Annotated in this window: 22 protein-coding genes; 11 read left to right on the top strand and 11 right to left on the bottom strand. The window is 44.1% G+C overall.

The window, feature by feature from the left end:
• Positions 1 to 109: 109 nt before the first annotated feature.
• The 3 genes from AB4507_RS06465 to AB4507_RS06455 are packed head-to-tail and all read right to left on the bottom strand — an operon-like array spanning position 110 to position 1,338.
• A complete protein-coding gene (locus tag AB4507_RS06465; RefSeq protein WP_017061768.1) occupies positions 110 to 424 on the bottom strand; it encodes a GIY-YIG nuclease family protein in 315 nt (104 codons plus the stop codon).
• Positions 425 to 1,081: a YceH family protein gene (locus AB4507_RS06460; protein WP_017061769.1), complete on the bottom strand. Its 657-nt coding sequence runs from the start codon at positions 1,079 to 1,081 to the stop codon at positions 425 to 427.
• Between the two features lie 56 nt (positions 1,082 to 1,137).
• Positions 1,138 to 1,338: a hypothetical protein gene (locus AB4507_RS06455; protein WP_017068647.1), complete on the bottom strand. Its 201-nt coding sequence runs from the start codon at positions 1,336 to 1,338 to the stop codon at positions 1,138 to 1,140.
• A 195-nt stretch (positions 1,339 to 1,533) separates the two neighbouring features.
• Between AB4507_RS06455 and AB4507_RS06450 the strand changes: the two genes are divergently transcribed.
• From AB4507_RS06450 to AB4507_RS06440, 3 genes are all read left to right on the top strand, one after another.
• On the top strand, positions 1,534 to 1,848 hold the full coding sequence (locus AB4507_RS06450; protein WP_004730049.1) for a DUF496 family protein: 315 nt from the start codon (positions 1,534 to 1,536) through the stop codon (positions 1,846 to 1,848).
• 170 nt (positions 1,849 to 2,018) lie between these two features.
• Entirely contained in the window at positions 2,019 to 2,645 is a 627-nt protein-coding gene (locus AB4507_RS06445; protein WP_372154994.1) for a D-Ala-D-Ala carboxypeptidase family metallohydrolase, read from the top strand.
• A 166-nt stretch (positions 2,646 to 2,811) separates the two neighbouring features.
• Positions 2,812 to 3,048 (top strand): hypothetical protein, encoded by a 237-nt coding sequence (locus tag AB4507_RS06440; RefSeq protein ID WP_017061772.1) that lies wholly within the window; start codon positions 2,812 to 2,814, stop codon positions 3,046 to 3,048.
• 31 nt (positions 3,049 to 3,079) lie between these two features.
• Here AB4507_RS06440 and AB4507_RS06435 read toward each other — a convergent pair whose 3' ends face one another.
• Positions 3,080 to 5,644, bottom strand: a complete 2,565-nt coding sequence (locus AB4507_RS06435; RefSeq protein WP_372111666.1) for an ATP-binding protein — start codon at positions 5,642 to 5,644, stop codon at positions 3,080 to 3,082.
• 966 nt (positions 5,645 to 6,610) lie between these two features.
• Here AB4507_RS06435 and AB4507_RS06430 point away from each other — a divergent pair.
• Positions 6,611 to 8,047 (top strand): glyceraldehyde-3-phosphate dehydrogenase, encoded by a 1,437-nt coding sequence (locus tag AB4507_RS06430; protein ID WP_017061774.1) that lies wholly within the window; start codon positions 6,611 to 6,613, stop codon positions 8,045 to 8,047.
• A 239-nt stretch (positions 8,048 to 8,286) separates the two neighbouring features.
• Here the strand turns inward: AB4507_RS06430 and AB4507_RS06425 are convergent, their stop codons facing one another.
• The gene (locus AB4507_RS06425; protein ID WP_136982710.1) at positions 8,287 to 9,348 is read right to left on the bottom strand and encodes a hybrid-cluster NAD(P)-dependent oxidoreductase; all 1,062 of its coding nucleotides are present in this window, start codon (positions 9,346 to 9,348) and stop codon (positions 8,287 to 8,289) included.
• Between the two features lie 101 nt (positions 9,349 to 9,449).
• Positions 9,450 to 11,111, bottom strand: coding sequence for a hydroxylamine reductase (gene hcp, locus AB4507_RS06420; protein WP_372182421.1), 1,662 nt, complete (start codon positions 11,109 to 11,111; stop codon positions 9,450 to 9,452).
• Positions 11,112 to 11,384: 273 nt separating this feature from the next.
• On the opposite strand from hcp, the gene AB4507_RS06415 reads away from it, so the two are divergent.
• Both AB4507_RS06415 and AB4507_RS06410 read left to right on the top strand, forming a co-directional pair.
• Positions 11,385 to 11,615, top strand: coding sequence for a hypothetical protein (locus AB4507_RS06415; RefSeq protein ID WP_017061777.1), 231 nt, complete (start codon positions 11,385 to 11,387; stop codon positions 11,613 to 11,615).
• Between the two features lie 53 nt (positions 11,616 to 11,668).
• Positions 11,669 to 12,832, top strand: a complete 1,164-nt coding sequence (locus AB4507_RS06410) for an alpha/beta hydrolase (RefSeq protein WP_372182420.1) — start codon at positions 11,669 to 11,671, stop codon at positions 12,830 to 12,832.
• Positions 12,833 to 13,223: 391 nt separating this feature from the next.
• Here AB4507_RS06410 and AB4507_RS06405 read toward each other — a convergent pair whose 3' ends face one another.
• The 3 genes from AB4507_RS06405 to AB4507_RS06395 form a co-directional block, all read right to left on the bottom strand.
• On the bottom strand, positions 13,224 to 13,838 hold the full coding sequence (locus AB4507_RS06405) for a LysE family translocator (RefSeq protein ID WP_017061779.1): 615 nt from the start codon (positions 13,836 to 13,838) through the stop codon (positions 13,224 to 13,226).
• A gap of 127 nt (positions 13,839 to 13,965) precedes the next feature.
• Positions 13,966 to 14,886, bottom strand: a complete 921-nt coding sequence (locus tag AB4507_RS06400; RefSeq protein WP_372182419.1) for a LysR family transcriptional regulator — start codon at positions 14,884 to 14,886, stop codon at positions 13,966 to 13,968.
• Positions 14,880 to 15,341, bottom strand: a complete 462-nt coding sequence (locus tag AB4507_RS06395) for an Lrp/AsnC family transcriptional regulator (protein ID WP_017061781.1) — start codon at positions 15,339 to 15,341, stop codon at positions 14,880 to 14,882. The genes AB4507_RS06400 and AB4507_RS06395 overlap by 7 nt, the downstream gene beginning before the upstream one ends.
• Before the next feature lie 254 nt (positions 15,342 to 15,595).
• Between AB4507_RS06395 and yjeH the strand changes: the two genes are divergently transcribed.
• Complete coding sequence (yjeH, locus tag AB4507_RS06390) at positions 15,596 to 16,861, top strand: L-methionine/branched-chain amino acid transporter (RefSeq protein ID WP_372182418.1); 1,266 nt, start codon at positions 15,596 to 15,598, stop codon at positions 16,859 to 16,861.
• A gap of 16 nt (positions 16,862 to 16,877) precedes the next feature.
• Here yjeH and AB4507_RS06385 read toward each other — a convergent pair whose 3' ends face one another.
• Complete coding sequence (locus tag AB4507_RS06385) at positions 16,878 to 18,335, bottom strand: PLP-dependent aminotransferase family protein (protein WP_372182417.1); 1,458 nt, start codon at positions 18,333 to 18,335, stop codon at positions 16,878 to 16,880.
• A 90-nt stretch (positions 18,336 to 18,425) separates the two neighbouring features.
• Between AB4507_RS06385 and AB4507_RS06380 the strand changes: the two genes are divergently transcribed.
• Both AB4507_RS06380 and AB4507_RS06375 read left to right on the top strand, forming a co-directional pair.
• Positions 18,426 to 19,085 (top strand): pyridoxamine 5'-phosphate oxidase family protein, encoded by a 660-nt coding sequence (locus tag AB4507_RS06380; protein WP_017061784.1) that lies wholly within the window; start codon positions 18,426 to 18,428, stop codon positions 19,083 to 19,085.
• A gap of 82 nt (positions 19,086 to 19,167) precedes the next feature.
• Positions 19,168 to 20,100, top strand: coding sequence for an urea transporter (locus tag AB4507_RS06375; protein WP_017064860.1), 933 nt, complete (start codon positions 19,168 to 19,170; stop codon positions 20,098 to 20,100).
• A 10-nt stretch (positions 20,101 to 20,110) separates the two neighbouring features.
• Here the strand turns inward: AB4507_RS06375 and AB4507_RS06370 are convergent, their stop codons facing one another.
• Complete coding sequence (locus AB4507_RS06370) at positions 20,111 to 21,118, bottom strand: AraC family transcriptional regulator ligand-binding domain-containing protein (protein WP_372182416.1); 1,008 nt, start codon at positions 21,116 to 21,118, stop codon at positions 20,111 to 20,113.
• A gap of 133 nt (positions 21,119 to 21,251) precedes the next feature.
• Here AB4507_RS06370 and AB4507_RS06365 point away from each other — a divergent pair, with 133 nt between their 5' ends.
• Together AB4507_RS06365 and AB4507_RS06360 are read left to right on the top strand one after the other, a co-directional pair.
• Complete coding sequence (locus tag AB4507_RS06365) at positions 21,252 to 21,602, top strand: MFS transporter (RefSeq protein ID WP_017066493.1); 351 nt, start codon at positions 21,252 to 21,254, stop codon at positions 21,600 to 21,602.
• The gene (locus tag AB4507_RS06360; protein ID WP_372182415.1) at positions 21,596 to 22,819 is read left to right on the top strand and encodes an HlyD family secretion protein; all 1,224 of its coding nucleotides are present in this window, start codon (positions 21,596 to 21,598) and stop codon (positions 22,817 to 22,819) included. Before AB4507_RS06365 ends, AB4507_RS06360 begins: the two co-directional genes overlap by 7 nt.
• Positions 22,820 to 22,993: the final 174 nt, after the last annotated feature.

Genomic DNA, 22,993 nt, shown 5'->3' with positions numbered 1-22,993 from the left:
CCCATTCACGGTAAGAGTAATTACCATTTAAATTCATAAGCTTAGCTAGAGCTATTATAGCCCCTTACACTATTAAGATTTAATCAATAACAAACATTTTAGCTATGAATTATGAGACTTCGATATATTGAATTTTGTCTTTTTGCCACTCAATAATCAGTTTGAGTGATACCAGTTTTTCTTTGCGGGATTTGGGCAACTGCTTGATCGCGTATTCGGTTTTCAACGCCTCACTTTTTGAGCCAACACCAAAGCTCCAAACCAGCTTAAGTGGGCCTTTACCTTTTAAAGCTTTGGCGCCTTTACCGGTTTGATGTTGTTCAAATCGACGTTCTAGATTGTTCGTCACGCCACAATAAAGGGCATTGTGACGATTGCGGATCAAGTACACGACCCAATCCGCATTTTTATCAGCATCTGACATTTAAAGCAGTGATTCAACCAGAGCCTTAAGCTCTGCCACTTCTGCTCGTAGGCTTGCAACTTCAGACTCAAGCTCTTCAAACTTTTCACTCGTTGCAGAGGGGGCAGCCGCGCTTACTGATGCCATCGCAAACGCTTCAACGTCCACTTCACCGCTCAACAAATGCTGGTAGCGTGATTCACGTTTACCCGCTTCGCGTGGCAGCTTCACAACCAAGGCACCTGCTTCTCTTGCAGCGAGTTTGTCTAATGTTGCTTCTACTTCTTTCACATCACTAAAGTTTGCAAGGCGACCCGTTCGAGTACGAAGTTCACCGGGTGTTTGCGCACCGCGCAGTAACATACAGCAGATGATTGCACGCTCTTGCTCTGTAAATTGCAGATCGCCGAACTCAGTGTTGCAGAAACGATGCTGATACTTATTAACACGGCTATTGAAGCTGCTCTCATCACTCACCATGCGACGTCCGATTAAACCATCAACTGCATCTAAAACATCTGACTCAGAAAGAGAGAGAACAGGTTCACGGTTACTCTTTTGATTGCATGCCGTGGTTAAACTGTTCAGTGTCAGTGGGTAATGATCGGGAGTAGTGACTTCTTTCTCGATCAAACAACCAATAATTCTCGCTTCAATTGGGGAAAGTACTGTGTTCATCGTTTTTCCTTTTTATTATTTTGATAATTCCATCTCAACACCTAACAATGCAGTAACTAGTGTTCAGACAAAATTGGTACTCGTTTCTTTCTGCCCTGTTCATCAATCATTATGATCTTAGAACGGTTTAGCTCTATTTCCACGACTTCCAAATAAGTACGCTCTTGTACATACGCATCACGAAGCTTGTTTTGTTCTGCTGAAGATTCAGTGACATTGTCGTCCAATTCTTCGTTTTCCAATTGTTGTTGATTCATTTCACATTTCGTATCAATGCAGTATCTACATGGGATACTAACTTGAACGGTAAGATAAAAACAATCACACATCAGCGAGAGTGACGAATAATTAAACAACCTTACTTTTGCTTTGATCTAAAGACTGTTACATCATCAATTGATGTGCTTTAATCAGAAGCAGACAACGTATTTGACGAATAGGAAAAGGAATCTATGAGCAGCGTATTTGAAATTGTTAACCAAGCACGACGTAAGAACAAACTTAAGCGTGAACTTTTAGACAACGAAAAGAAAGTTCGTGACAACCGTAAGCGTGTCGACCTTCTTGATAACCTACTTGATTACATCAAGCCAGAAATGACTCATGACGAAATCTTAGGCATTATCAAAAACATGAAAGCAGACTACGAAGACCGTGTTGATGACCACATCATTAAGAGCGCAGAGATTTCTAAAGCGCGTCGCGATATCAGCCGTCGTATTCGTGAACTAACAGAAGAAGACAAGCAAACCCAAGGTAAGAAGTAATCTAACCGAGTAAATTGACTTGCAATAATGTTAGCAACCCACTCTTTGTAGTGGGTTTTTTTGTACGTAAATTCTATCGTCTATACTTAATTGAACGTAAATGATTTGGTGACAGCAAGTTATCAAGTGAAGGTAAGTTACTAAGTAAACGCAAGCAATGGAGTGACCCTATGTACGCAAGTATTCTGATTACCTTAGCGCTATCATCAACTCAGCCCTACCCCGAAGAATTTGAGAGACTTTACACTGAAGAGACAGAAATCACTTACGACGACCTCGTAGTAGATGTTCATGGTTACAAGGTTCCGACTCGATCGGCATTTCGAGGTTGGATGCTTCTTAATCATGCAGAAGATAAAGTAAAGGAAGTTGGGCAACAGCTCAAAGATGCTGGTGTGACCAAAAGTATGCCATTGCATTTAGTGCTACTTCAAGGAACAGACTGGGCAATGAGTAACACCACTTTGTTTACCCTTCCCAATAAGAAAAACGTGCCTAACATGATCAATACCTTGAAATACATACAACAATATATTGAGCCTGAAATCGGTGTTGTTATACCAGTATCTGGAGAGCGAACCGATATCTACAATCAACAAGCTGGTGGTGCACTGCGAAGTAAGCACTTAGAGTTTTGTGCCTTAGACCTAGTGCCTGCAAATGACATTACTCGCGAAGATCTACACGTGAAACTTAAAAATATTCATTCGGAATTCGGGCAAAAAAATAATGTTGGGCTTGGTTTATATTCAGGTGTTCGATTCCACATCGATACTTGTGGGTTTAGACAATGGTAAAGAAACACGATTAAGTCATAAAGACCTGTAATTCGCACGTGTCACTTAGACTCTAAAAACAAGCGAAATTACATAAGATTATGATTTTAAATGTAAATTAAAACTGGAACGCTAATTGATATTAATAACAAGTATCATAATTATTAATAGCAATTAGGAATTCAATATGAAGACGATGACTCAACGCTTTCAAACTCTGCTTTCTGTTTCAAACTTCAGTCTAGCTATCACAACCTTGCTTATGCTTCTCAGTATTATTGTTGCTTATCCAATGGCCGATCACTTCTCACTGCCAATTCAAATCGTCGCCCACATCAGCACCATCTTAGTCGCAGCCTTGCTGAACATCAGCTATGTCGGTCGTTGCCTTGCACAATACAACCTTGGATTGGAAGTTCGTTAAGTAGCGCCGCGCTAGCCTTGATACGGGAGCCCTAGACAATATCAAGGCTACTGAAAAGATCGTACAGCTGGTGAGATTTATAGGGTTTAGGTAAGTAGGCGTTCATACCGGCTTCAAAACAATCTTTGATGTCTTCTTCTAGAACACTGGCGGTTAAAGCTATGATGGGTAATGGTGTGACTTGTTGATCGGCTTCCCACTGACGTATCGCACGAGTCGCCGTTATGCCATCCATAACAGGCATCATGCAGTCCATTAAGACTGCATCAAACTGAGCACCCTGGGTGATGACATCCACCGCTTCTTGGCCATTACTGGCAATCAAATATTCATAACCCGCTTGCTCAAGGAAGAAGCTCGCTATTTTTTGATTCATCAGATTGTCTTCAACGATCAAAATGCGTCGATTCAGAGAGCGAACTTCTTCATCTTTTGCTTCCACTTGAGGCGTTTGCTCTTCGCCCACATCGAGAGATTGTAAGCTGGTTAAGAAACGTCGGCCCAAGAATGGCAAGGTATGAGTCGAGTGGACCGTTTCTCTGATTAGGTTGGTTTTAAATAGGTGATGCTGACAAACGATGACGCGAGCAAGAGGATATATCACCTTCAACGTCGCAAGATCTTTTTCCATAGAGTGGTGCAAGGTATGACAATAAAGTATGAAGTCACTTTCTTTTACACTTTCACTAAGGGCAGCAATGGATGACACCACATTGGCTCGAACATTCAAACGCTCACACTCTTTAACGAGCTGATCGAGGTAATTGAAAGAGTTCGAGATGATGGTCGCTCGGCTCAGGTTATCGAAAGTTTGAACAGGCGCTTCTACAACATCGACATACAAACAAAAAGTGAATGTAGAGCCCTCTCCTTTCACTGAACGCGCGGTAATGTAACCACCCATCAAATCAACAAGCTGTCGACAAATCGCAAGCCCTAACCCCGTACCGCCAAATTGACGGGTAATGCTGCCATCTTCTTGAGTGAAAGGTTCAAATATGGACTCTAACTTCTCGGGCTCAATCCCAATCCCGGTATCAGACACGCTGCATTCAAGCTTGCCCCTGCCCATAGACATAGGTGTATAAGCAATGTCAGTTGTAATTGTGCCCTTAGACGTAAATTTGATGGCATTAGAAAGCAGATTGGTCAGCACCTGTCTCACGCGGTACTCATCGAAAAACAGTTGTGACGGCGTTTGATAATCGATATTGATGTCGAGCTCAATATCCTTACTTATCGCTTTCGACTGAATCACACTCACAGAGTCATAAACCGCTTCTCGCAAATCAGCATTGTGTGGTGACAACATCAAGTTACCCGACTCGATTTTAGACAGGTCGAGTATGTCATTCAGCAGCACCAGTAAAGAGTGAGAGGACGATTCGATATCCCCCAGTACTTCTTGTTGATTTGGGCTCAGTTGGCTTTGAGATAAGATCTCAGCCATGCCAATGATCCCGTTAAGTGGCGTGCGTATTTCATGTGACATATTTGCTAAGAATGCGCTTTTGGCTTTGTTAGCCGAAATCGCGTCTTCTTTTGCTGTTATCAACTCTTTGTTGTGCAGATAGTTGCGTTCCATCACTCGATTTAGGGTTTCAGTGAACTCGGCAAGCTCATCGTTCCCTTGGATACGAATCACCTTTGGCTGGCCGTAGCTATCAGCGCATTCCGACACACCTTTCAAAATAATCGACAGGTTTTTGTTTAAGCGCAGAGATGTCGCAACCCCAAGCCACATCAAAACACCAGAAGCGATGAGTATAAGCAACGTCATGACCAAGGTTTGCCTTTTCTGCAACGCGATATTCTTGGTCAGTTCAAACTGTATTTGATTGGTGTAAGCGCCAATCGCGTTTGAAATAGCCCGTTTTTTAACCTCTAAGCTTTTCAAGTGTTGATATATTTCGGGTGATGAAAAGTCCCCTTTGAGGATTCGAGATGTAAATTTGTCTTGGAATTCATCTTTGGCGACAGCGTTTAGCAACTGTCTAATGTTTGGAGAACGCGTATCCGAACGGAAAAATGTATCTAATAGCTGTTGCTGCCTCTCTAGAGCAGAGACATAGCTAAGCAAGTATTGGTTTTTAAACTCTGGGGAGCGATTCAAACTGAAGCTTAACCACGCTTCTCTCTGAGTCCAAAACACATAATGCGTAAGATTGATAAACATCGCTTCAGCTTGACCGATATTTTCATCGACTAAGGCCATACGATATTCAGACAGCTCCATCAGCACGTCTTTTAACAAGTCGAAAGCACGCTCTGTCAATTGTCTGCTGTCTCTGGTTTCAGATGTACTAGCTAGGGTCATCAACAGCTTTTTCAATTCAGCTAACTGAGGATCAATACTCCAATTGCTGTCGAACTGTTGAAGTCGCGTTCCATACTGAGTCAGTCTATCCAGTTCTGATTGCAGTGTTAAAAGCAACTGACCTTTCTCAGGGGAGTCATTAGACAGCACCAACCATCGATAAGCATCACTTGAAACCGTATTAAAAGATTGAAGCGCTTCGACCTTAATACGCGTTGTTTCAAGGTGATTCATCTTCTCATCGTTCTTAAGCACTTCATTCACTGTAAACCCGAACATAATGAGTACAGAAACCGTGGAAAGAAAAATAAGACGCCATCTAATTGACATATTTATCATTTTTATAACGACTCCCTTCCCGAAAGTAATTTACCTAGCCCAAATTAAGAATAGGACATTAACAGGGGGTTATTGATCAAATTGGATATGAACAAATGATACTCTGAGCCCAGAACGAAAAATTAGAATCAACAGGCATCCAAAACAGGGCTTTAAAGCGGAGGAGTCTGCTTTACTAAGTGAGATTGAGACAAGCCGATTTTAGACAAGTGAACGTTACGTGAGAGAGGTCTACTCGAGGAGGTTTCTACAAATGAGATGTAAGCAAGCGAGGTTTTAGTGAGCAAAATGTAAACAAAAGACGTTTTCTCCAGTTATTATCACCGGCATAACAAGTACACATCCACATTCTGCGGCTCAACTAGACTGTGAATAATGACTCTGCGTGCTAACAAAGTGGATAGTTAGGTTAAAATTGTGACATCCAATCGTTTGCGTGATGCACTTTTCACACTCAAGCTAGGCTTATTCAAAGGTCAAACATCAATACTCGTTAATTCCCTTATTTATCGTTTACTGTTTACGTGTAACTTGAGTTAGCGATCACACCTTTAATGTTCAATATGACCTGTATTACATATTATCCTTTGAATTGAGTATTTTTTGACGAAAAATAAGTGCTACAGATTATTAAAGTCAATAGTCTTTATCGACGTTCAAATCTTGATTTATGGCTAATATAAAGCCAATTTACAGATATTTTGTCTGCATTTATTTTTCCTAGCAGAATAACCCGTCGTACCTTACAATCCTGCCACATAAAAATTACAAGTTACACACAAGGTATATCAGCACATTTAAGTGGCAATAAAGACCACAGACTGATGCCTCAAATCCCCTATGCTGATTGGCTTCCCTACAACCGCCATGAATGCAGAAACTTAACGTGAAAGGTCCCGAGTAAAGATGAGTCCCGAAAAGCACCTCCTAGATTGGCAAACTAGTCAAACCATTGCTGAATCCATCGCTCCAACTTTAGGTCAGTTATACCGTCAAAAAGGCGTAGAAGTTATCCTCTTTGGTAAGACCTTAGTTAACGCGACAACTATCGACATCATCAAAGCTCACCGCATCGCAAAACGTTACACTGGTTCTCCTCTTACAGCAGAACAGACTCAACCTATTATTCAACACCTTCTCTCTATGGACTTATCTCCATGTCGTATTGATGTTGGTCGCCTTGCGCATTCATTCTGGCAAGATCGCGAACACACACATGGGTTGGATGATTTCCTACAAACTGCACTTATCGAATCGCTTGAAGGCGATGCAATGACAGAACCTCGTGACGTTGTATTGTACGGTTTTGGTCGTATTGGCCGACTGCTAACTCGTCTGTTGATCGAGAAAAGTGGCCCGGGGTACCCACTGCGTTTACGTGCAATCGTTGTACGCGGCGGCAAAGATGGCGACCTAGAAAAACGTGCAAGCCTGCTTCGTCGTGACTCTGTACACGGCCAATTCAACGGCAGCATTGTTGTAGACCAAGAACGCAAAGCGATCATCGTTAACGGTAACTTCATCCAAGTTATCTACGCAAACAAACCAGAAGAAGTGGATTACACGGCTTACGGTGTTGAAAATGCACTTGTGGTTGATAACACAGGCGTATGGCGTGACGCGGAAGGCCTGAGCCAACACGTTGCGTGTAACGGTGCGAAGAAAGTGCTACTGACTGCACCTGGTAAAGGCGACATCAAGAACGTGGTATTTGGTGTGAATGAAAATGTTATTCAGCCAGAAGACACCATCATCTCTGCAGCAAGCTGTACTACTAACGCAATCACGCCAGTATTGAAAGCGGTTCACGACAAGTTTGGCGTGCTGTCTGGTCACATCGAAACGGTGCACTCATTTACCAATGATCAAAACCTAATCGATAACTTCCACTCGGGTGATCGTCGTGGTCGTGCTGCATCATTGAACATGGTACTGACATCGACTGGCGCTGCTAAAGCAGTATCAAAAGCGATGCCGGAAATGGAAGGTAAGCTAACAGGTAATGCGATTCGCGTTCCTACGCCAAACGTTTCAATGGCAGTTGCGAACCTAAACCTTGAGAAAGGCACAAACAAAGAAGAGTTGAACGAGTACCTGCGTGAAATGGCGCTGTCTTCTGCTTTGTCTGCACAAATTGATTACACAGACTCGACTGAGATTGTATCTACCGACTTGGTTGGCTCTCGTCACCCAGGTGTGGTTGACGGTGTGGCGACTATCGCACAAGACAACCGTGCCGTGCTGTACATTTGGTACGATAACGAGTTTGGCTACAGCTGCCAAGTTGTTCACTGTATGGAACAGATGATGGGTGTACGCTACAAGACATACCCAGAAGTTTAATTAACTTCGCTCTTGTAGATACGTCCATCGCAACAAGCTCCACAACATAATAACTATATCTGCGAAGTCTGTATGGACTTCGCAACCCCTTTTGTTTTACTCCCCCGTATAAACAAGAGGGTTGCCACTTAGATCTGCTCTCTCTAACTGATCTAGGTGGCCTTTTTACATCTAGCGCCCTAACTTTTATCGCTATAATAAGATCTTGTCTTCATCACTCTTGCACAGCTTTACGTCTGTTATAACTCAACCTCAACATCTGACTGAATCGAGCTTGAACATGCAAGCACGTAGCCCTGTTCAATCTGCTCTGGCGTCAATGTTTCTTGGCTGCTTGATTCCACAGATCCTTTGGTCACTTTGCATTTACACGAACCACAAATCCCACTACGACAAGCGATAATAATTGGAACGCCTGCTTTTTCTAATGAATCCGCCAATGGTGTGCCAGTTTCCGCTTCAACTTCAGCGCCGAACGCAGGCACAAATACCTTAACAGCACTATTCGTATCGTCAGCAATTTCGGCGTTTGACGCTTCTGATTGAGCATCCTGAGTAGCAGGAGTAAAGCTTTCTTGATAGAAGTTATCCATGTTGAACTCAAGCTCTTTCAGATAACTCTCAATATCTTGCATGAAGCCGACAGGCCCACACAGGTAAACCGTTCTATCTAAGATATCTGGGCTCAGTTTCACCAACCAGTTTTTATCTAAACGACCTTGAGGGGCGGTTGTTCCTTCGTTGTCTTTTAACAGCAGTTTTAAGTTGAAATTCGCATGTGATTCATCGAGCTGATGAAGTTCTTGAAAGTAGATAGTCTCAAGCTTGTTGCGTGCCATGTGGACGAAATCAATCTCAATGTCACTGTCACTGTCTTGAGACAGCCAATATTTTACCATCGCCATTACGGGTGTAATGCCACAGCCCGCACTCACTAGCGTTACTTTCTTTGTTGCCGTTGGCATGCAATCAATACAGTTAAACGAGCCTGCCGGCTTCAACACAGAAACCTCGTCACCTTCATCAAGCTCATCAACAATAAAGTTCGAAACCAAGCCACCTTCCACACGCTTGACCGTCAACTTCAGGCGGTTATCTTCGGGGCAAGAAGCCACGGAATAAGCACGGTAATCCGTTTTCGTCGGCATATCTAAACCCAAGGTGATGAACTGACCGGGCTTAAAATTGAAATGTAAATCTTGTGGAATACTGCCAAGCTCAAAGCTGACCGTATCTGGCGTCTCGTGCCATTTCTTTAAACACACTAAATTGATTGAATCGCTATCCGACCATGCATACATAGTTCACACACCTCACTGATACTAAAGAATTAAATCTAAAAAGCCCCGCCGCTGCACGTTCCTAGAGAACAGCAACAACGGGGCTTGGGAGTGGGCTTAGATTAAGCCGCTAAGATTGTTTTAAGATCTTGCTCTGGCGTTGAGATAGAACGCATGTCGAACTCGTCTTGAATAATCTTTAGTAGGTTCTCTGTTAGGAAAGCAGGTGCTGTTGGCCCTGTGTAAATGCCTTTCACACCAAGAGCAAACAGAGTAAGCAGGATAACGATCGCTTTTTGCTCGAACCAAGAAAGAACCAGTGTTAGCGGTAGTTCGTTGATGCCACAATCAAACTCTTGCGACAGCGCAAGAGCAAGCTGAATCGCTGAGTAAGCATCGTTACATTGACCAACATCGAGCAGACGTGGAATACCGTTAATGTCACCGAATTGGTTTTTGTTGAAACGGAATTTACCACACGCCAATGTCAGGATTACTGAATCTTCTGGTGCTTGAGCTGTGAAATCTGTGTAGTAGCTACGTTCAGATTTGTCGCCATCACAACCACCCACAAGGAAGAAGTGCTTGATGTTGCCTTCTTTCACTTGTTCAACAACCGCAGGCGCAGCTTCCATCAAAGCATTACGACCAAAGCCGACAGTGATCATTTGCTCGATCTCGTCATGCTTAAAGCCTTCTTGCGCAAGAGCACAATCAATTACTGCACTGAAATCGTCACCTTCAAGGTGAGCAACACCCGGCCAGCCTACAATGCTACGCGTAAATAGGCGGTCAGCGTATGAGCCCACATCAGGATTAAGCAGACAGTTCGATGTCATTACGATCGCACCTGGGAAGTTCGCAAATTCTTTTTGCTGGTTCTGCCAAGCACTACCGTAGTTACCCGCAAGGTGTGGATATTTGTTTAGTTCAGGGTAGCCGTGTGCAGGTAGCATCTCACCGTTGGTGTAAACGTTAATGCCCTTGCCTTCCGTTTGTTGAAGGATCTTTTTTAGATCATGCAGGTCGTGACCAGAAACAAGGATACAGTGACCTTGCTTCGTCTTCACATTCACAGTTGTTGGTTGAGGGTGACCAAATGTATCTGTCTCGCCTTTATCCAGCATTTCCATGACTTTGTAGTTCATCAAGCCAATCTGCATAGACGTATCTAACAGTTGTTTTAGGTCTGATGGATCCGTACCTAGGAAAGCCATGATTTCATGGTATTCAGCAAAGATAGCATTGTCAGTTTGACCAAGAACACGTGCGTGCTCCATGTAAGCTGCTGCACCTTTTAACCCGTAAAGACAAAGAAGGCGAAGACCAATCACATCTTCGTGTTGAGAGTCGTGACCACGGTTTACCGCCGCTTGAGGGGCAAGCGCCAATAGCTCTGAAGAGTCCGTTGGAAGGTCGAATTGAGCAGCAGCAGAAAGCGCTGGGATCTCAAAACCAATCAATGTCGCTGCCGCGCGAACCTGTTGTTCTAAGCGCTGCTTAAATTCATGAGATTGCTGTGCAAATTCAATGATACGAGCAGGGTCGAAGTTAACGTTGGTTAATGTTGCGAAAAACGCTTTTGGCGCCCACTCGTCGATTTCAGTATCAATAACATCACACGCACGGCCCAAATTGGCCCAAAAAGAAACACCTTGAAGAGAATGCACCAACACGTCTTGAAGGTCGGATACTTCAGACGTTTTTCCACACATGCCTTGTGCGAAAGAACAGCCTTTTACGGTTGGGGTTTGAATTGTTTGTTCACATTGAATACAAAACATATAAGGGCTCCAGTAATTTTTATTAACTGTAAGTACTTTGCTTACAGTGACTTATTCCAAACCCTATAGAGCATTAAGCGTGCCAACCTTTAAGTTATTGATTTTATTTAACTTAGTTTTATTCCATATTTTTAGTGCGTGATTATGACTACATATAAACTCCCTAACAGCACACATCCGTGTCATAGTGACTCTCTGAGATTTATTAACGACGTTCATGTTTCGTTCAGAATAGAAGCGATAAAGTAACAACATAGAAAAAGAGGAATGAATATGAAAAATATATTAGTTACGATTGTTGCATTGTTTACTGGCCTTTTGGCGTTATTCACAAGCTTGATCCTTGCTATTCCTTTAGCTATTGCAGCTTTAATTACTGGCAAGCGCATTCAGAATCAAATGAAGAAACAAGGTTTCGCAGCACATATGAACACTCGTCAGTCATCAACCAATGATGCCGGTGTTATTGAAGGTGAATACGAAGATCTTTCAAGCAAAAAGTAACCTAAACTTTAGTTTCAGACATAGTGAAAGCACAACAGAGACAAAATTACATAATGCAAAGAAAGCCCCTGCTAGCACTGCTGGCCTTAACGACTTTAAGTCTCGTTGGTTGTTCCAACGAGACACCGATACCCGCTTACGAAACATCTCCAGACTTACCTAGCTATCAGCAAGACAGCTTCGATGCCTACGTTAATGACACCCAAGATTGGTTATTGAAAAACCGTGTGTTCATGACGGAAGACAAGCAACTCGAGATCCAACTCAATTCACCAACCGAGTATCAACCAACCTCGCCAAACGGTAAGGCGGTGTTATTGGTTCATGGATTAGGCGACTCACCTTATTCATTTAAAGACATCGCTACGCATTTGGCAGAGCAAGGTTACTTAGTGAGAACCGTATTACTTCCGGGTCACGGCAGTCGCGTGGGTGATTTAATGCAGCCGAGCCTAGAAGATTGGCAAGGTGTGGTAGCTCATCATACGAAGTTACTTGAGCAAGAGTATGATTCTGTTTGGCTAGGCGGCTATTCAACCGGCGCGAACCTCGTGACTTCAGAGGCGATGAACGATCCTAAGATCTCTGGGTTACTGTTGTTCTCTCCTGCGTTTCAACCAAGCTCGTCTGCTGTTCAATACGCAGGGCTAGCAAGCTACTTTGTCACTTGGGCTGATCAAGATCCTGAAGACAATGTGTTGCGTTACAACTCGTTGCCAATGAACGGAGCCTCGGTTTACTACGAGACATCAGAAGTCGTACGTGATGACTTACAAGATAAACACTTCGACAAACCAGTGTTTATTATGATGAGTGAAGGCGACAGCGTGATTGATACCAACTACGTTCAGCAAGCCTTTACTGAATCAATGCCGAATCCAAACAATGTGTTGGTTTGGCAAGGAGAGACGACTCTCGAGGATCCTCGCGCTGTTCAGTACAGCATGAAAATTCCAGAGCAACGTATCTCGAACGGCTCTCACATGGGCTTACTGTTCTCACCAAATAACCCTTATTACGGAATCAATGGTAGCGAGAAGATTTGCTCCAATGGTCAGGCAGAAGGCTTTGAAGAACAATGTAACGCAACCAGTGAGGTTTGGTATTCAGCTTGGGGCTATCGTGAAGAAGGGAAGAACCATGCGCGTTTGACCTACAACCCCTACTTCTCAGACTCGATGGCGAAGTTAGATGCCGTGCTGAACTCTGAAGGCTAATACGCTCAAGCCTTTCGAAACCAATCCATAGAACTCAAAAAGGCTCACTAGATAACCTCTAGTGAGCCTTTTTAATGAGTGTCGTTTCTGGTGAACGTCTAAGGTCTGTTGACCTTTAGAGCTGATTTTTGCAGCACTTTGTGGGAAATTTCTACAAGGCAGAGGCTTTGAAGTGTAGCTAGCCTATATGAGAAGCCGATAACGCAGTAGAAATGAACCACAAAGGCTGCCCGAAGGGTTCGGCTAGAATCGTTTTATGCTTTGTTAAGAAGTATTAACTTAGAATGACTAGGCTACATACTCCTTGCCGCGCCTAAAACGATTCTATCTCGAACAAAATTTAACCACTAAAAGTTAACAGACCCTAGTTACTTATTCTTATCACGCACTGCTATATCGTCCACACCACGCGAACAGCAAGCAAGATCAACACCACGCCAGATAGTCGATCAATCAACTGAGCTTTCGAGCGAATACGTTCAACAATCAACGGGCTAGACAGTACCAAGGTGATAAAGGTGTACCAAAGACCGTCGACAATCAGCGGTGTTGAGACAATGATAACCTGATTGGTCAGTTCATTACCTAGCGCAACAAATTGGCTAAACAGAGCGATGAAGAACAACGCGATCTTTGGGCTCAAGATAGAGATCAAGAAAGCCTCACGAGCAGACTGCATGTAACTCATCTTCTCACCTGCTTCTAATTTCGCGGCAACACCACCTTTCGAACGCAACGCGTTTACGCCGAGATAAAGCAGATAAGCAGCACCCGCTAAACTAATACCTTTAAACAACATTGGGGATTGCTCAAGCACAACAGCTAAACCAACAATGGTTGCGAACGCATAAATACCGATGCCAGCAGCGTGTGACCAAGCTGCGATAAGCCCGTTCATACGGCCACCAGCCAAACTGTGTTTAGCGATCATCGCCAAGCTTGGGCCCGGAGACATTGCACCCAACAAGCAAATCGCTAATAAAGAAAACCAAATTGTTACTGTCATCATTCCATTCCTAATAAAATAAAGCGTTCCAGCTGCACGCTCTACGCTTAATACTCAATACTTGGCACTTACCATAATTCGCAGGAGGTATTATTTGAAATCAAAGATTATCATCACACCTATGATTTCAAGTCATACTGATATTGTAACTCGACTTTTGCATGGCTTGGAGTGCTTTTTCTCGCGCCCATTTGTGGGCAGAGTCGTTGTCATATTTAGGGTGCCACATTAACCAATAGGTATGCATTTCCGTATCAAATGGCAACGAAAAGTAGGTAGTATCGAGGTGTCGACCTAGGTTATAGGCGATATGTTCTGGCACGATCATCAAGTAGTCGTCTTGCATTAACACAGTACCTGCGGATGAAAAGAACGGGACCTGCAAAGCTACTCTTCGCTTCAGCCCTTGCTTCTTCAATGCTATGTCCGCGTAGCTGTCTTTATCTCCACCACCCGTCACTTTGATGTGAGAATAGTGAACAATATCTTCTGCACTTAAAACCGCTTGCTGAGCCAATGGGTGCGACTTGCGCATCAAACACACCGACTTATCTTCGCCAAGTTTGATGCTTGAAACATGTTCAGGCTTTGTGGGAAACATACTGGAAGCCAAGTGAATACCCGACTCGTTCAGTGCTTCAAGGTAGTTTGGCTGCCACAGGCGATAAGCCAAATTGATGTTCGGCGCTTCAGCAGACACCTCTGCCACAATCACAGGAAGAATATACTGAGCGACATAATCACTCGAGGACAACACCAATTCACCTTGCCAGTCTTGCGGCTCGAAGGGTTTATCATCTAACAGGTGGTCAAACTCGCCAAGCAGGTCGTCGAGTTTGCCTTTGAGTAGCAATGCACGGTTGGTCGGCACCAGTTTGTTGCCGTCACGGACCAGTAAAGGGTCACCACACAAATCTCGTAACTGGCTGAGCTGGCGGCTCACCGCGGATTGTGTGATATGCAAACGTTGGGCGGCACGGCTCACATGACACTCTTCAAGAAGTACATGCAGTGAACGCAGCAGGTTTAAGTTGATATTGCCTAACATGAATGCACCGTCGCATTCTGTTTGTTGAAAAACTCGGTCAAAACCGTATGAGTCATTAAGTGGCGAAGATCCGGGTAACTTTGCAGCTGATCGCGAACTCGGTTCAGGCTCTCCATGCTTTCCACTTCCACGTACAGCATCATGTCGGTCTCACCGCTAATAGAGTGGCACCATTGCACCTCATCGATACTCTGAATTTGTTTCGCGTAAGACTCACAACTATGGTCACTACTCGACATGTCGAACTTCAACAAGATATAAGCGCACACATTCTTCGTTTGGTTGGGTTCTGCCACTTGAGCGCAGTAGCCCGTAATCACTTTGTCGCTTTCCAGTTTCTTGATTCTGGCGTTCACTGCCGAGCGCGAGAGACTGACATCTCGGGCGATATCGCTCACTGAGCATCGTGCATTGGTTTTGAGAATATCCAAAATCTGGCGATCAAATTTATCCATGCTTCTGATTCTTTCCATTTATTGTTCTATTTATAACGCCTAATTTGACACAACTTTCCTACTTATAACAGCCATTCTGACAGCCGACACTTTCACGCTGAATCGGATTAATACCGTTAAAATGACGGTGTCTTACGACGTTTCGCTAGCTGTATTATTGATGTCAACAATGTATGCTCTCAATCATAACTTCTCACACACCAGAAGAAAGTTACTGGAAGACCGTGACCAGAATCAAATAGCTAGGAGAGCGAATGACACAACTCAAACAAGAAATCACGCTTATTTCAGGAATCGGACAACTCTCGACGACCTTGCTAGGCACGGGATTATTTATGATCCCTGCGATCGCAGCAGGCATTGCAGGACAGTTGTCTCTTCTTGCTTGGTTAATCCTGTTTATCGCTATTTGCCCGATTGCACTGACCTTTGCAGCATTAGGAAAACGCTACCCGAATGCAGGTGGTACTGCTTACTTTGTGCGTCAGGCATTTAGCGAGCGATTAGAAACCAGCGTGGCGTGGTTGTTTGTGAGTGTTATTCCTGTCGGTATTCCAGCGGCCATTGCACTAGCAGGTGGGTTTGCTCAACAATTGTTACCCGCCCCCCTCGACACACCACTTGGCGCTCAATCCTTTACCGTCGCCCTGCTTATTGCCGTCAATTTGATGGGCAGTAAATCTTCTGGCCGACTACAAACCGTGATCGCATTGTCGATTTTTGCCTTAGTCAGCGCTTTTGTTTGGAAAGCCGACATCACGGCAGCCGATGTTTCTCTTCCAACCATCTCGTCCGATTCGGTGTGGTCTATCGGCGCTGCGTTGGCTGTCATGTTTTGGTGCTTTGTCGGAATAGAAGCTTTTGCTCACATGGGAGAGGAATTCAAAAATCCACAACGTGACTTCCCAATCGCCATCATTGCAGGCTGTTTTGTTGCGGGGTTAGTGTACTGGGCTTGTTCAGTGGTGATTCTTAAACTGGGGGCTTACGGTTCACCTGAATTCGATGCCGCATCCATCCCTTGGGTAACAGAACAACTGTTTGGTAATGGCTTCAAAACCGTCATCAGTGTGCTAGGTTTCTTTGCTTGCTTTGCCAGTCTCAACCTTTACACACAAAGCCTATCACGAATGATCTGGGCTCAAGCTCGCCAACACACTCCTACAAGTAGAATGGCTCAACTGAACAGCCGCGGCGTACCACTTTACCCAACATTAGCTATTGGATTTATCGCGCTTATCTCGTGTGTGATTGGTGAACTGTCTAATTTGGACCTTGAGTTCTTTCTCAAGCTCGCCAATGGTATTTTTGTTCTGGTTTATTTGCTTGCTATGTTAGCGGCTTGCCGATTACTGACAGGTGCATCTAGATACACAGCCATGCTCTCATTGGTCATATGTACCTTAGTGTTTATCTGTTTAAGTTGGTCGATGCTCTATGCCATGACTATTTTTGTGACATTGTCACTCCCTTGGCGAAAATGGTTGGGTAAGCCCACTGTTTCTACCGACAAGTTGTAAGCAAACTCTACCAATATCACTGATAAAATAGCCGAGCGATCTGTTTGATCTTCGGCTTTATCTCAGCCAAACGTATATTTCCAAAACCCAGCACCGCCCCACTCCAATCACGAGCATCACTCGAACCGTATTCATAAAAATCAAACGGACGAATGATGATATTTTCAAGCTCTGCTCTGCGGCTCCACTCATGTTCAGATATTCCTTTGTACCACTTCACCGTTACATGTAGTCCTGCCGCCTGACTGATCACTTCAAGATCACCGTTAAACTCGCTTTCAATCGCTTCTATCATCGCTTCATACTTGAGTTTGTATGACCGACGCATCTTTCTAATATGACGCAGCAAGTCGCCTTCTCGAACAAAATCCGCCAAAGCTTCCTGTGTGTGGGACGCCGTGTCTCCAGTAAGCGCGTCTTTGATCTCAAGACACTTCGCCACCAGACTTTCTGGTACCACTAAGTACCCTAATCGAAGGCCATTGAACATAACCTTACTCAGAGAGCCGACATAGATGATGCGATCATCGAACCCCAACTTTCCCGCCAACCCTTGCATGCAGGTATAAGGGCGATGAGCAAACTGGAACTCACTGTCATAGTCATCTTCAATGATCCATGACTGATGTTGATTGGCCCAATCGATCAGTTTAAGGCGCTGCTCAGTATTTAAAGTCGTGCCCATTGGGTATTGGTTACTCGGTGTGACATACAGAGCCTTAGCATTACTGGCCAACACTTTCTCAATATCCAACCCCACCTTTTCACGCACACTTACACCTTCTAACTCTAGTCTCAACAGATCGATAATTTTATGTACTTGTCGATAACCGGGTTCCTCCACGAGGATTTTGTCGCCCATCGCTAACGTTGCCATTAATCCGATTGAGATGGCTTGCTGCGCACCTGCGGTGATGATGATTCTGTCGGCATTACAATGAACGGAACGACTGCTTGCAAGATACCCACTCAACGCTCCCCTCAAGGCTGAGCTTCCCTGAACCTCTTGATTGCCCGCAATGTTCTGACGTGTAGAGTGACGTTGCAGCAACCTCTGCCATTTCGCAAAAGGGAACGCATCTAAGTCAGGAACTCCTGGGGCAAAGCTGCGGTTAATGTCGTTAGGTGTCGCTATGTTTGTACTCGGTTTACTGACTGTTTGTTTGACCTTCGGATCCTGAACACTGTTTGGCTTAGACAAACTTAGAAAGTGTTCTGGTTGTTCAACCGAGACATAAAACCCTGAGCCTTGCTTACTCTCGATATAGCCTTCAGTAACCAGTTGTTCGTACGCATAAATCACCGTATTTCGACTCACCGATAACTCGACAGCCAACTTACGTGTTGAAGGTAACTTACTGCCCTTGCTCCATAAATCTTGAACGATCTTCTCTCTTATCGCGTGGAACAAGGCGGTTTGACGCGTGCCGTGTTGTTCGTCTAACTGTAGATCACCGACATCGATAGGCTGCACAACTGGATCCAAATAGTGTTTAAAAGTGGCTCTATTTAATAGACCAGTTAATCGCTACATTAATCAAAAGGCAATGATTAAGGAGCGATTATGTTATCTAACACGAAAAGAACCACGATTAAAAAAGGGGCTCACAAAGCCGTATTTGAACAAGAGAAACTGCACCAAATTATTGATGAGAGCTTAATCGCACACATTGCATTGCAGGGCGAACAAGGACCAATGGTCATCCCGATGCTCGCGTGGCGAGTGGGTGATATAGTCTACATTCATGGAGCTAAAAACAGTCGCCTACTAAAAGGACTAAAAAAGGGAGAACCAACCTGTTTAACGTTCACCTTGTTCGATGGTTGGGTGCTGGCTCGTTCGGCATTTCATCATAGTGCGCATTATCGTTCTGCTGTGGTATTGGGGTCATTTTCAGTCATCGATGACAATCAAGAAAAGGATCGCTTGTTGAATATCTTTATTGAGCAAATCGCACCGGGCAGAACCGATGAAGTGAGGCTCAGTAATGAAAAAGAACTCACTGCGACCGAGTTGTTGGCGATACCTTTAACAGAAGCTTCCGTGAAGATTGGTAAACATGGAGTGAATGATGATAAAGCCGATATGGACATTCCAGTTTGGGCTGGCGTATTACCCTATAGAACTGTTGTTGGGCCGTTAGAAACCGTTCCAGAACAAGAAGGCATCATTGAAACACCAGATTACCAACAAGCTTATGGTGAACGCTGGTATCAGAATTAACACTCGAAGATGGTGAACTTGATAAAATTGTATACAATCTGAATTACAAAAATTTAACATGACTCAATAATGTAATCAGACGATGAAAACGAACAAGGATATTCTGCCGTTTCAAGGCTTGCTCAATGGCATTGGGCAAGTCTATTTCACACCGTCTATCATGACGTCGACTTTGCTGTTGCTTGCCATTTCTATTGAGTCACTGGCGCTGGCTTTTCTTACCTTACTTGGCGCCAGTTGCAGCTATGCATTAGCTTTCTATGGCTATATGTACACCAACACCAACACCAACACCAACAAGTCAGTTGACGACATTGATAGTGGAATGTACGCGCTAAATGGCGCTTTGATTGGTTTATTTATCGGTAACTTTTTTGGTGTGACACCATTATTGGCTTTAGTGACTGCGTTAGGTGCATTACTCACGGTGCCGATTGCCCACATCGTATTCAGTTTTGAGAAATATCGCGGTTACACTAGCGCCTTTATCCTCACCACTTGGCTGATTTATATTATCCAATCAACCTTTGAGCTGTCAGCGTTTTCTGCACCTGATTCCGCACTGATGCCACTCATCAGTATTGAGGCTAACTCGTGGTTCAACCTGCCGACAGTGGTGATCCCGTTGTTAAAAGGGATAAGCCAAGTCAGCTTCATCGAAAATGCGTTGTCGGGGCTCGTTATCTTAGTCGCCATCGCACTCAACAATATCAAGCATGCCATTTGGGTTATGCTCGCAGTAATAATTAGCACCGTATTTAGCGGGTTGATTGGCGCTTCTAACGAACTGGTAGCCCAAGGTCTTTACGGGTACAACGCCATTCTTGCCACTTTAGCACTTGTGCCCTATCCGCGAATCCGTTGGCCGTTAATCCTATTAGGCATGCTGTTAAGCTGTCTCATCACACTTGGTTTTCATGAACTGTCACTGTTACCACTCACCGCCCCTTTCATTTTGAGTACTTGGGGGATGGTTTACTTGTCCAGCCTGATCCATAAACGAACCATAAGTTAGCTCTGAATAGTTACAGGCCAGTTTTTAGGCGCTCAACATATTGCTTGGGTGTCAAACCTCGATGTTTCTTAAACATCCGATTAAAGCTCGCGACATTGGTATAGCCGAGCCTCGTCGCGACTTTATCTATTGGCACTGAATACATCAACAACTCCACCGCCACATTACTTAACGCATAGCCCATAATGGTAGAAAAGTTGATGCCTAAGTTATGCAATCGACGTTGAAATTGCTGTTCAGATAACCCAAGCAAACTCGACACTTTATGCAGTGTTGGCAGGCCGAAATGGCGACTGTAATTGATCATCTCATAGGTCACCTTATGCTCATCCGCGGCATCAGGCATGTTGAGGTAATTATCTAAGTCATGAAAGTTCATTGCCAAGCTCATCTTGTCGCTAGAAGGGGCTTGATTGCTCGATAACCTCGACTGGCTTGGTATCCAGATTTCAGTTCGTGGCTGGCCCCACTGAATATTGCACCCAAAATACTCTTGATAGAGTTGAGTGTTCTCGCGATAACCTGCGATAGAGACGGCTGCGGGAGTAAAGTCGTCTCCCAAGTAACGCCTTAATATCTTCATCATAAAGATGGCAACTCGAATTGAGTCATGAACTTTACCCACCTCAGTATAAGCAGGATTGTCGTAGCACCATTTGATGAAATTACCGACTTGAGCGCCATATAGAAAAGCCCCGGACTGCAAACAGTGCAACCCGATGTTAACTCGGCGTATAGACGACGCCAGATCGTGCCCCGAGAAAAACCAGTTAGAGAGAGGACCTAGCCTTTCAATATCCACTCTATCAGCCAGCTTCAAGATAATATCGGAATCACCGGTTTGTTGTTCAAGTAAGCCATACCATTTGTCCACTTCACTTACGGGGATAAGGTTCATCGGGTTATTAAACACCGATTTAGGAATACCTAATTGCTCAGTATTCACAGCCTTATTAGTCGTTGCGTATTGGTAAATACCCAAAATACCCAATGCTCTTAAGAAGTTACAATTGTTCATTAGCCACCATACTTAGAAGTCACTATTACAGATCAAATCATAATGACATCATTATTAAAGTAATTGGTAAATTATTAACTTCTAAATCTGATATCAATAACACTCGGTGCTCAATTTAACCTAGGGTATATCAATGAGTTTAGTTAGTGTCCCATTTGTCGGAACAGGCGCAGATACCGCACTACACGTAGTTGCAGGCGTAGTGTTAGTCGCAACCATCGCTGCTGCATGTTACGGCTTCTGGCGTGTGCATGAATTACCAATCAACAAGGCTCACAGTAAAGAGCATCAACAACTCGGTTTGATCACCGCATTAACATGGATTGGTTTTGTATGGCACTGGGTATGGGTACTAGCAGTAATTTTGGCCTTCGTTGATATGGAAAAAGCCATCATCAATCTAAGAGACACATGGAAGTCACCGACCACAACCAAGGAGCAAACAACTTCCGACAAGCAAGATGAGGAGAGCCAAACATGTTAGAAGGCTTGGCAATTTGGGCACTGTTCATTTACTTACTCAGACTTGTTGGTATGCCTTGGAACAAAGGCACCAAGGCGTTTGCGTACCTAGGGGGTACATCTTGGTTGCTGTTTGTATGGGTTGGCCTACTCAATTTTACTCCGATGGATCTATCGGGAGGCTCAGTGGTTCAGTCTCCACATATTCAGCTGCGTCCCGATTCAACTAATGTGTCGGGAAAAACTTCCAAAGTCCACATCGACCCAAACCAGGATGTGACTGAAGGACAGCTAATTTACGAAATTGATGACACTAAATATGTCATCGCAAGAGACAAAGCCAGCGTTCAACTTGAGTCTGCAGAGGTCGCTTTAGACACAGCTCGTCAAGAAGTGAGCATTGCAAAAGTCAGCTATCAATCGGCGCTTGAAGACATCAAAGCTTCAGTCGCACAAATAGATTCGGCTAAAACAGACTTAGTACTGCAGTCAAAGACGCTTGATCGTTACCAGAAGCAAAACAAAGTGGTAGAACATACGATCACTGAAACTGACATCGACCAACAAACAGCAAAGGTAGACTTAGCGACGTATAACGTTACGACATTGGAATCTCAGCTTAGCAAGAAAGAAGTCGATGCAGAGAATGCGAAGTTGAACATCCACAAAGCTGAAACCAATGTGAGCAAGAAGCAAACTGAGGTCGATTCAGCAAAGGCAACACTGGCACAAGCACAATGGGACTTGAACAGCACCAAATTCACGGCACCGACTGACGGCTTTGTAACGAACTTTATTCTTCGTGAAGGTCAGCGTGTTTCAATGATGCCTCGTATCCAGATGTATACCGAAGAGAAGTACGTGCTGATGCGAGTTAACCACCAAGCGATTCGTAATATTAAGGTCGGTCAACCTGCGGAATTTGCGACAGCGGTATACCCAGGAAAAGTGTTCTCTGCAACCGTAGAAGGCATTGTAGAAGCCACTGGTGAAGCGCAAGCAAGTTTGCTGGGTATCGATGAGCAGGTTCGTGTTACCACAGGCAAAAACCTTCAGAACAAGCACCACTTTGTTCGTTTAAAAATTGATGAGGCAGAGGGTTACGATATTCCTGTTGGCTCTGTCGGATTAGCGTGGGTAAGCGGTGAGAAGCCTATCAGCTTTATGGCGTTCCTAGACGTAATACGCGGGATCATCATTAGAATGAAGTCTCAACTGTACTTCTTCTACTCCATCTAATACTTCCTATTGGTGAAACAATACCCAAGCCCGTGCGCTCTTAGATCGCACGGGCTTTTTGTTTATTTCACCATTCGTCGCCAGAAAGAACACAAACCCGAAAAACGAATAAACACTCTAAAGTTGCAAATCGCAATTGCATTTTGCAATTGGGTATTTCAAAAACGCAAATTA

The sequence above is a fragment of the Vibrio sp. 10N.222.54.A3 genome (genome assembly GCF_041474095.1).
Lineage (GTDB): Bacteria > Pseudomonadota > Gammaproteobacteria > Enterobacterales > Vibrionaceae > Vibrio > Vibrio crassostreae_C.
The sequence above is the reverse complement of the archived record's forward strand: the minus strand, read 5'-3'. Positions and strand labels throughout refer to the sequence as shown.

Coding starts and splice junctions, on each gene's coding strand:
- AB4507_RS06465 (WP_017061768.1), bottom strand. CDS start 424: ATGTCAGATGCTGATAAAAATGCGGATTGGGTCGTGTACTTGATCCGC.
- AB4507_RS06460 (WP_017061769.1), bottom strand. CDS start 1,081: ATGAACACAGTACTTTCCCCAATTGAAGCGAGAATTATTGGTTGTTTG.
- AB4507_RS06455 (WP_017068647.1), bottom strand. CDS start 1,338: ATGAATCAACAACAATTGGAAAACGAAGAATTGGACGACAATGTCACT.
- AB4507_RS06450 (WP_004730049.1), top strand. CDS start 1,534: ATGAGCAGCGTATTTGAAATTGTTAACCAAGCACGACGTAAGAACAAA.
- AB4507_RS06445 (WP_372154994.1), top strand. CDS start 2,019: ATGTACGCAAGTATTCTGATTACCTTAGCGCTATCATCAACTCAGCCC.
- AB4507_RS06440 (WP_017061772.1), top strand. CDS start 2,812: ATGAAGACGATGACTCAACGCTTTCAAACTCTGCTTTCTGTTTCAAAC.
- AB4507_RS06435 (WP_372111666.1), bottom strand. CDS start 5,644: ATGTTCGGGTTTACAGTGAATGAAGTGCTTAAGAACGATGAGAAGATG.
- AB4507_RS06430 (WP_017061774.1), top strand. CDS start 6,611: ATGAGTCCCGAAAAGCACCTCCTAGATTGGCAAACTAGTCAAACCATT.
- AB4507_RS06425 (WP_136982710.1), bottom strand. CDS start 9,348: ATGTATGCATGGTCGGATAGCGATTCAATCAATTTAGTGTGTTTAAAG.
- hcp (WP_372182421.1), bottom strand. CDS start 11,111: ATGTTTTGTATTCAATGTGAACAAACAATTCAAACCCCAACCGTAAAA.
- AB4507_RS06415 (WP_017061777.1), top strand. CDS start 11,385: ATGAAAAATATATTAGTTACGATTGTTGCATTGTTTACTGGCCTTTTG.
- AB4507_RS06410 (WP_372182420.1), top strand. CDS start 11,669: ATGCAAAGAAAGCCCCTGCTAGCACTGCTGGCCTTAACGACTTTAAGT.
- AB4507_RS06405 (WP_017061779.1), bottom strand. CDS start 13,838: ATGACAGTAACAATTTGGTTTTCTTTATTAGCGATTTGCTTGTTGGGT.
- AB4507_RS06400 (WP_372182419.1), bottom strand. CDS start 14,886: ATGTTAGGCAATATCAACTTAAACCTGCTGCGTTCACTGCATGTACTT.
- AB4507_RS06395 (WP_017061781.1), bottom strand. CDS start 15,341: ATGGATAAATTTGATCGCCAGATTTTGGATATTCTCAAAACCAATGCA.
- yjeH (WP_372182418.1), top strand. CDS start 15,596: ATGACACAACTCAAACAAGAAATCACGCTTATTTCAGGAATCGGACAA.
- AB4507_RS06380 (WP_017061784.1), top strand. CDS start 18,426: ATGTTATCTAACACGAAAAGAACCACGATTAAAAAAGGGGCTCACAAA.
- AB4507_RS06375 (WP_017064860.1), top strand. CDS start 19,168: ATGAAAACGAACAAGGATATTCTGCCGTTTCAAGGCTTGCTCAATGGC.
- AB4507_RS06370 (WP_372182416.1), bottom strand. CDS start 21,118: ATGAACAATTGTAACTTCTTAAGAGCATTGGGTATTTTGGGTATTTAC.
- AB4507_RS06365 (WP_017066493.1), top strand. CDS start 21,252: ATGAGTTTAGTTAGTGTCCCATTTGTCGGAACAGGCGCAGATACCGCA.
- AB4507_RS06360 (WP_372182415.1), top strand. CDS start 21,596: ATGTTAGAAGGCTTGGCAATTTGGGCACTGTTCATTTACTTACTCAGA.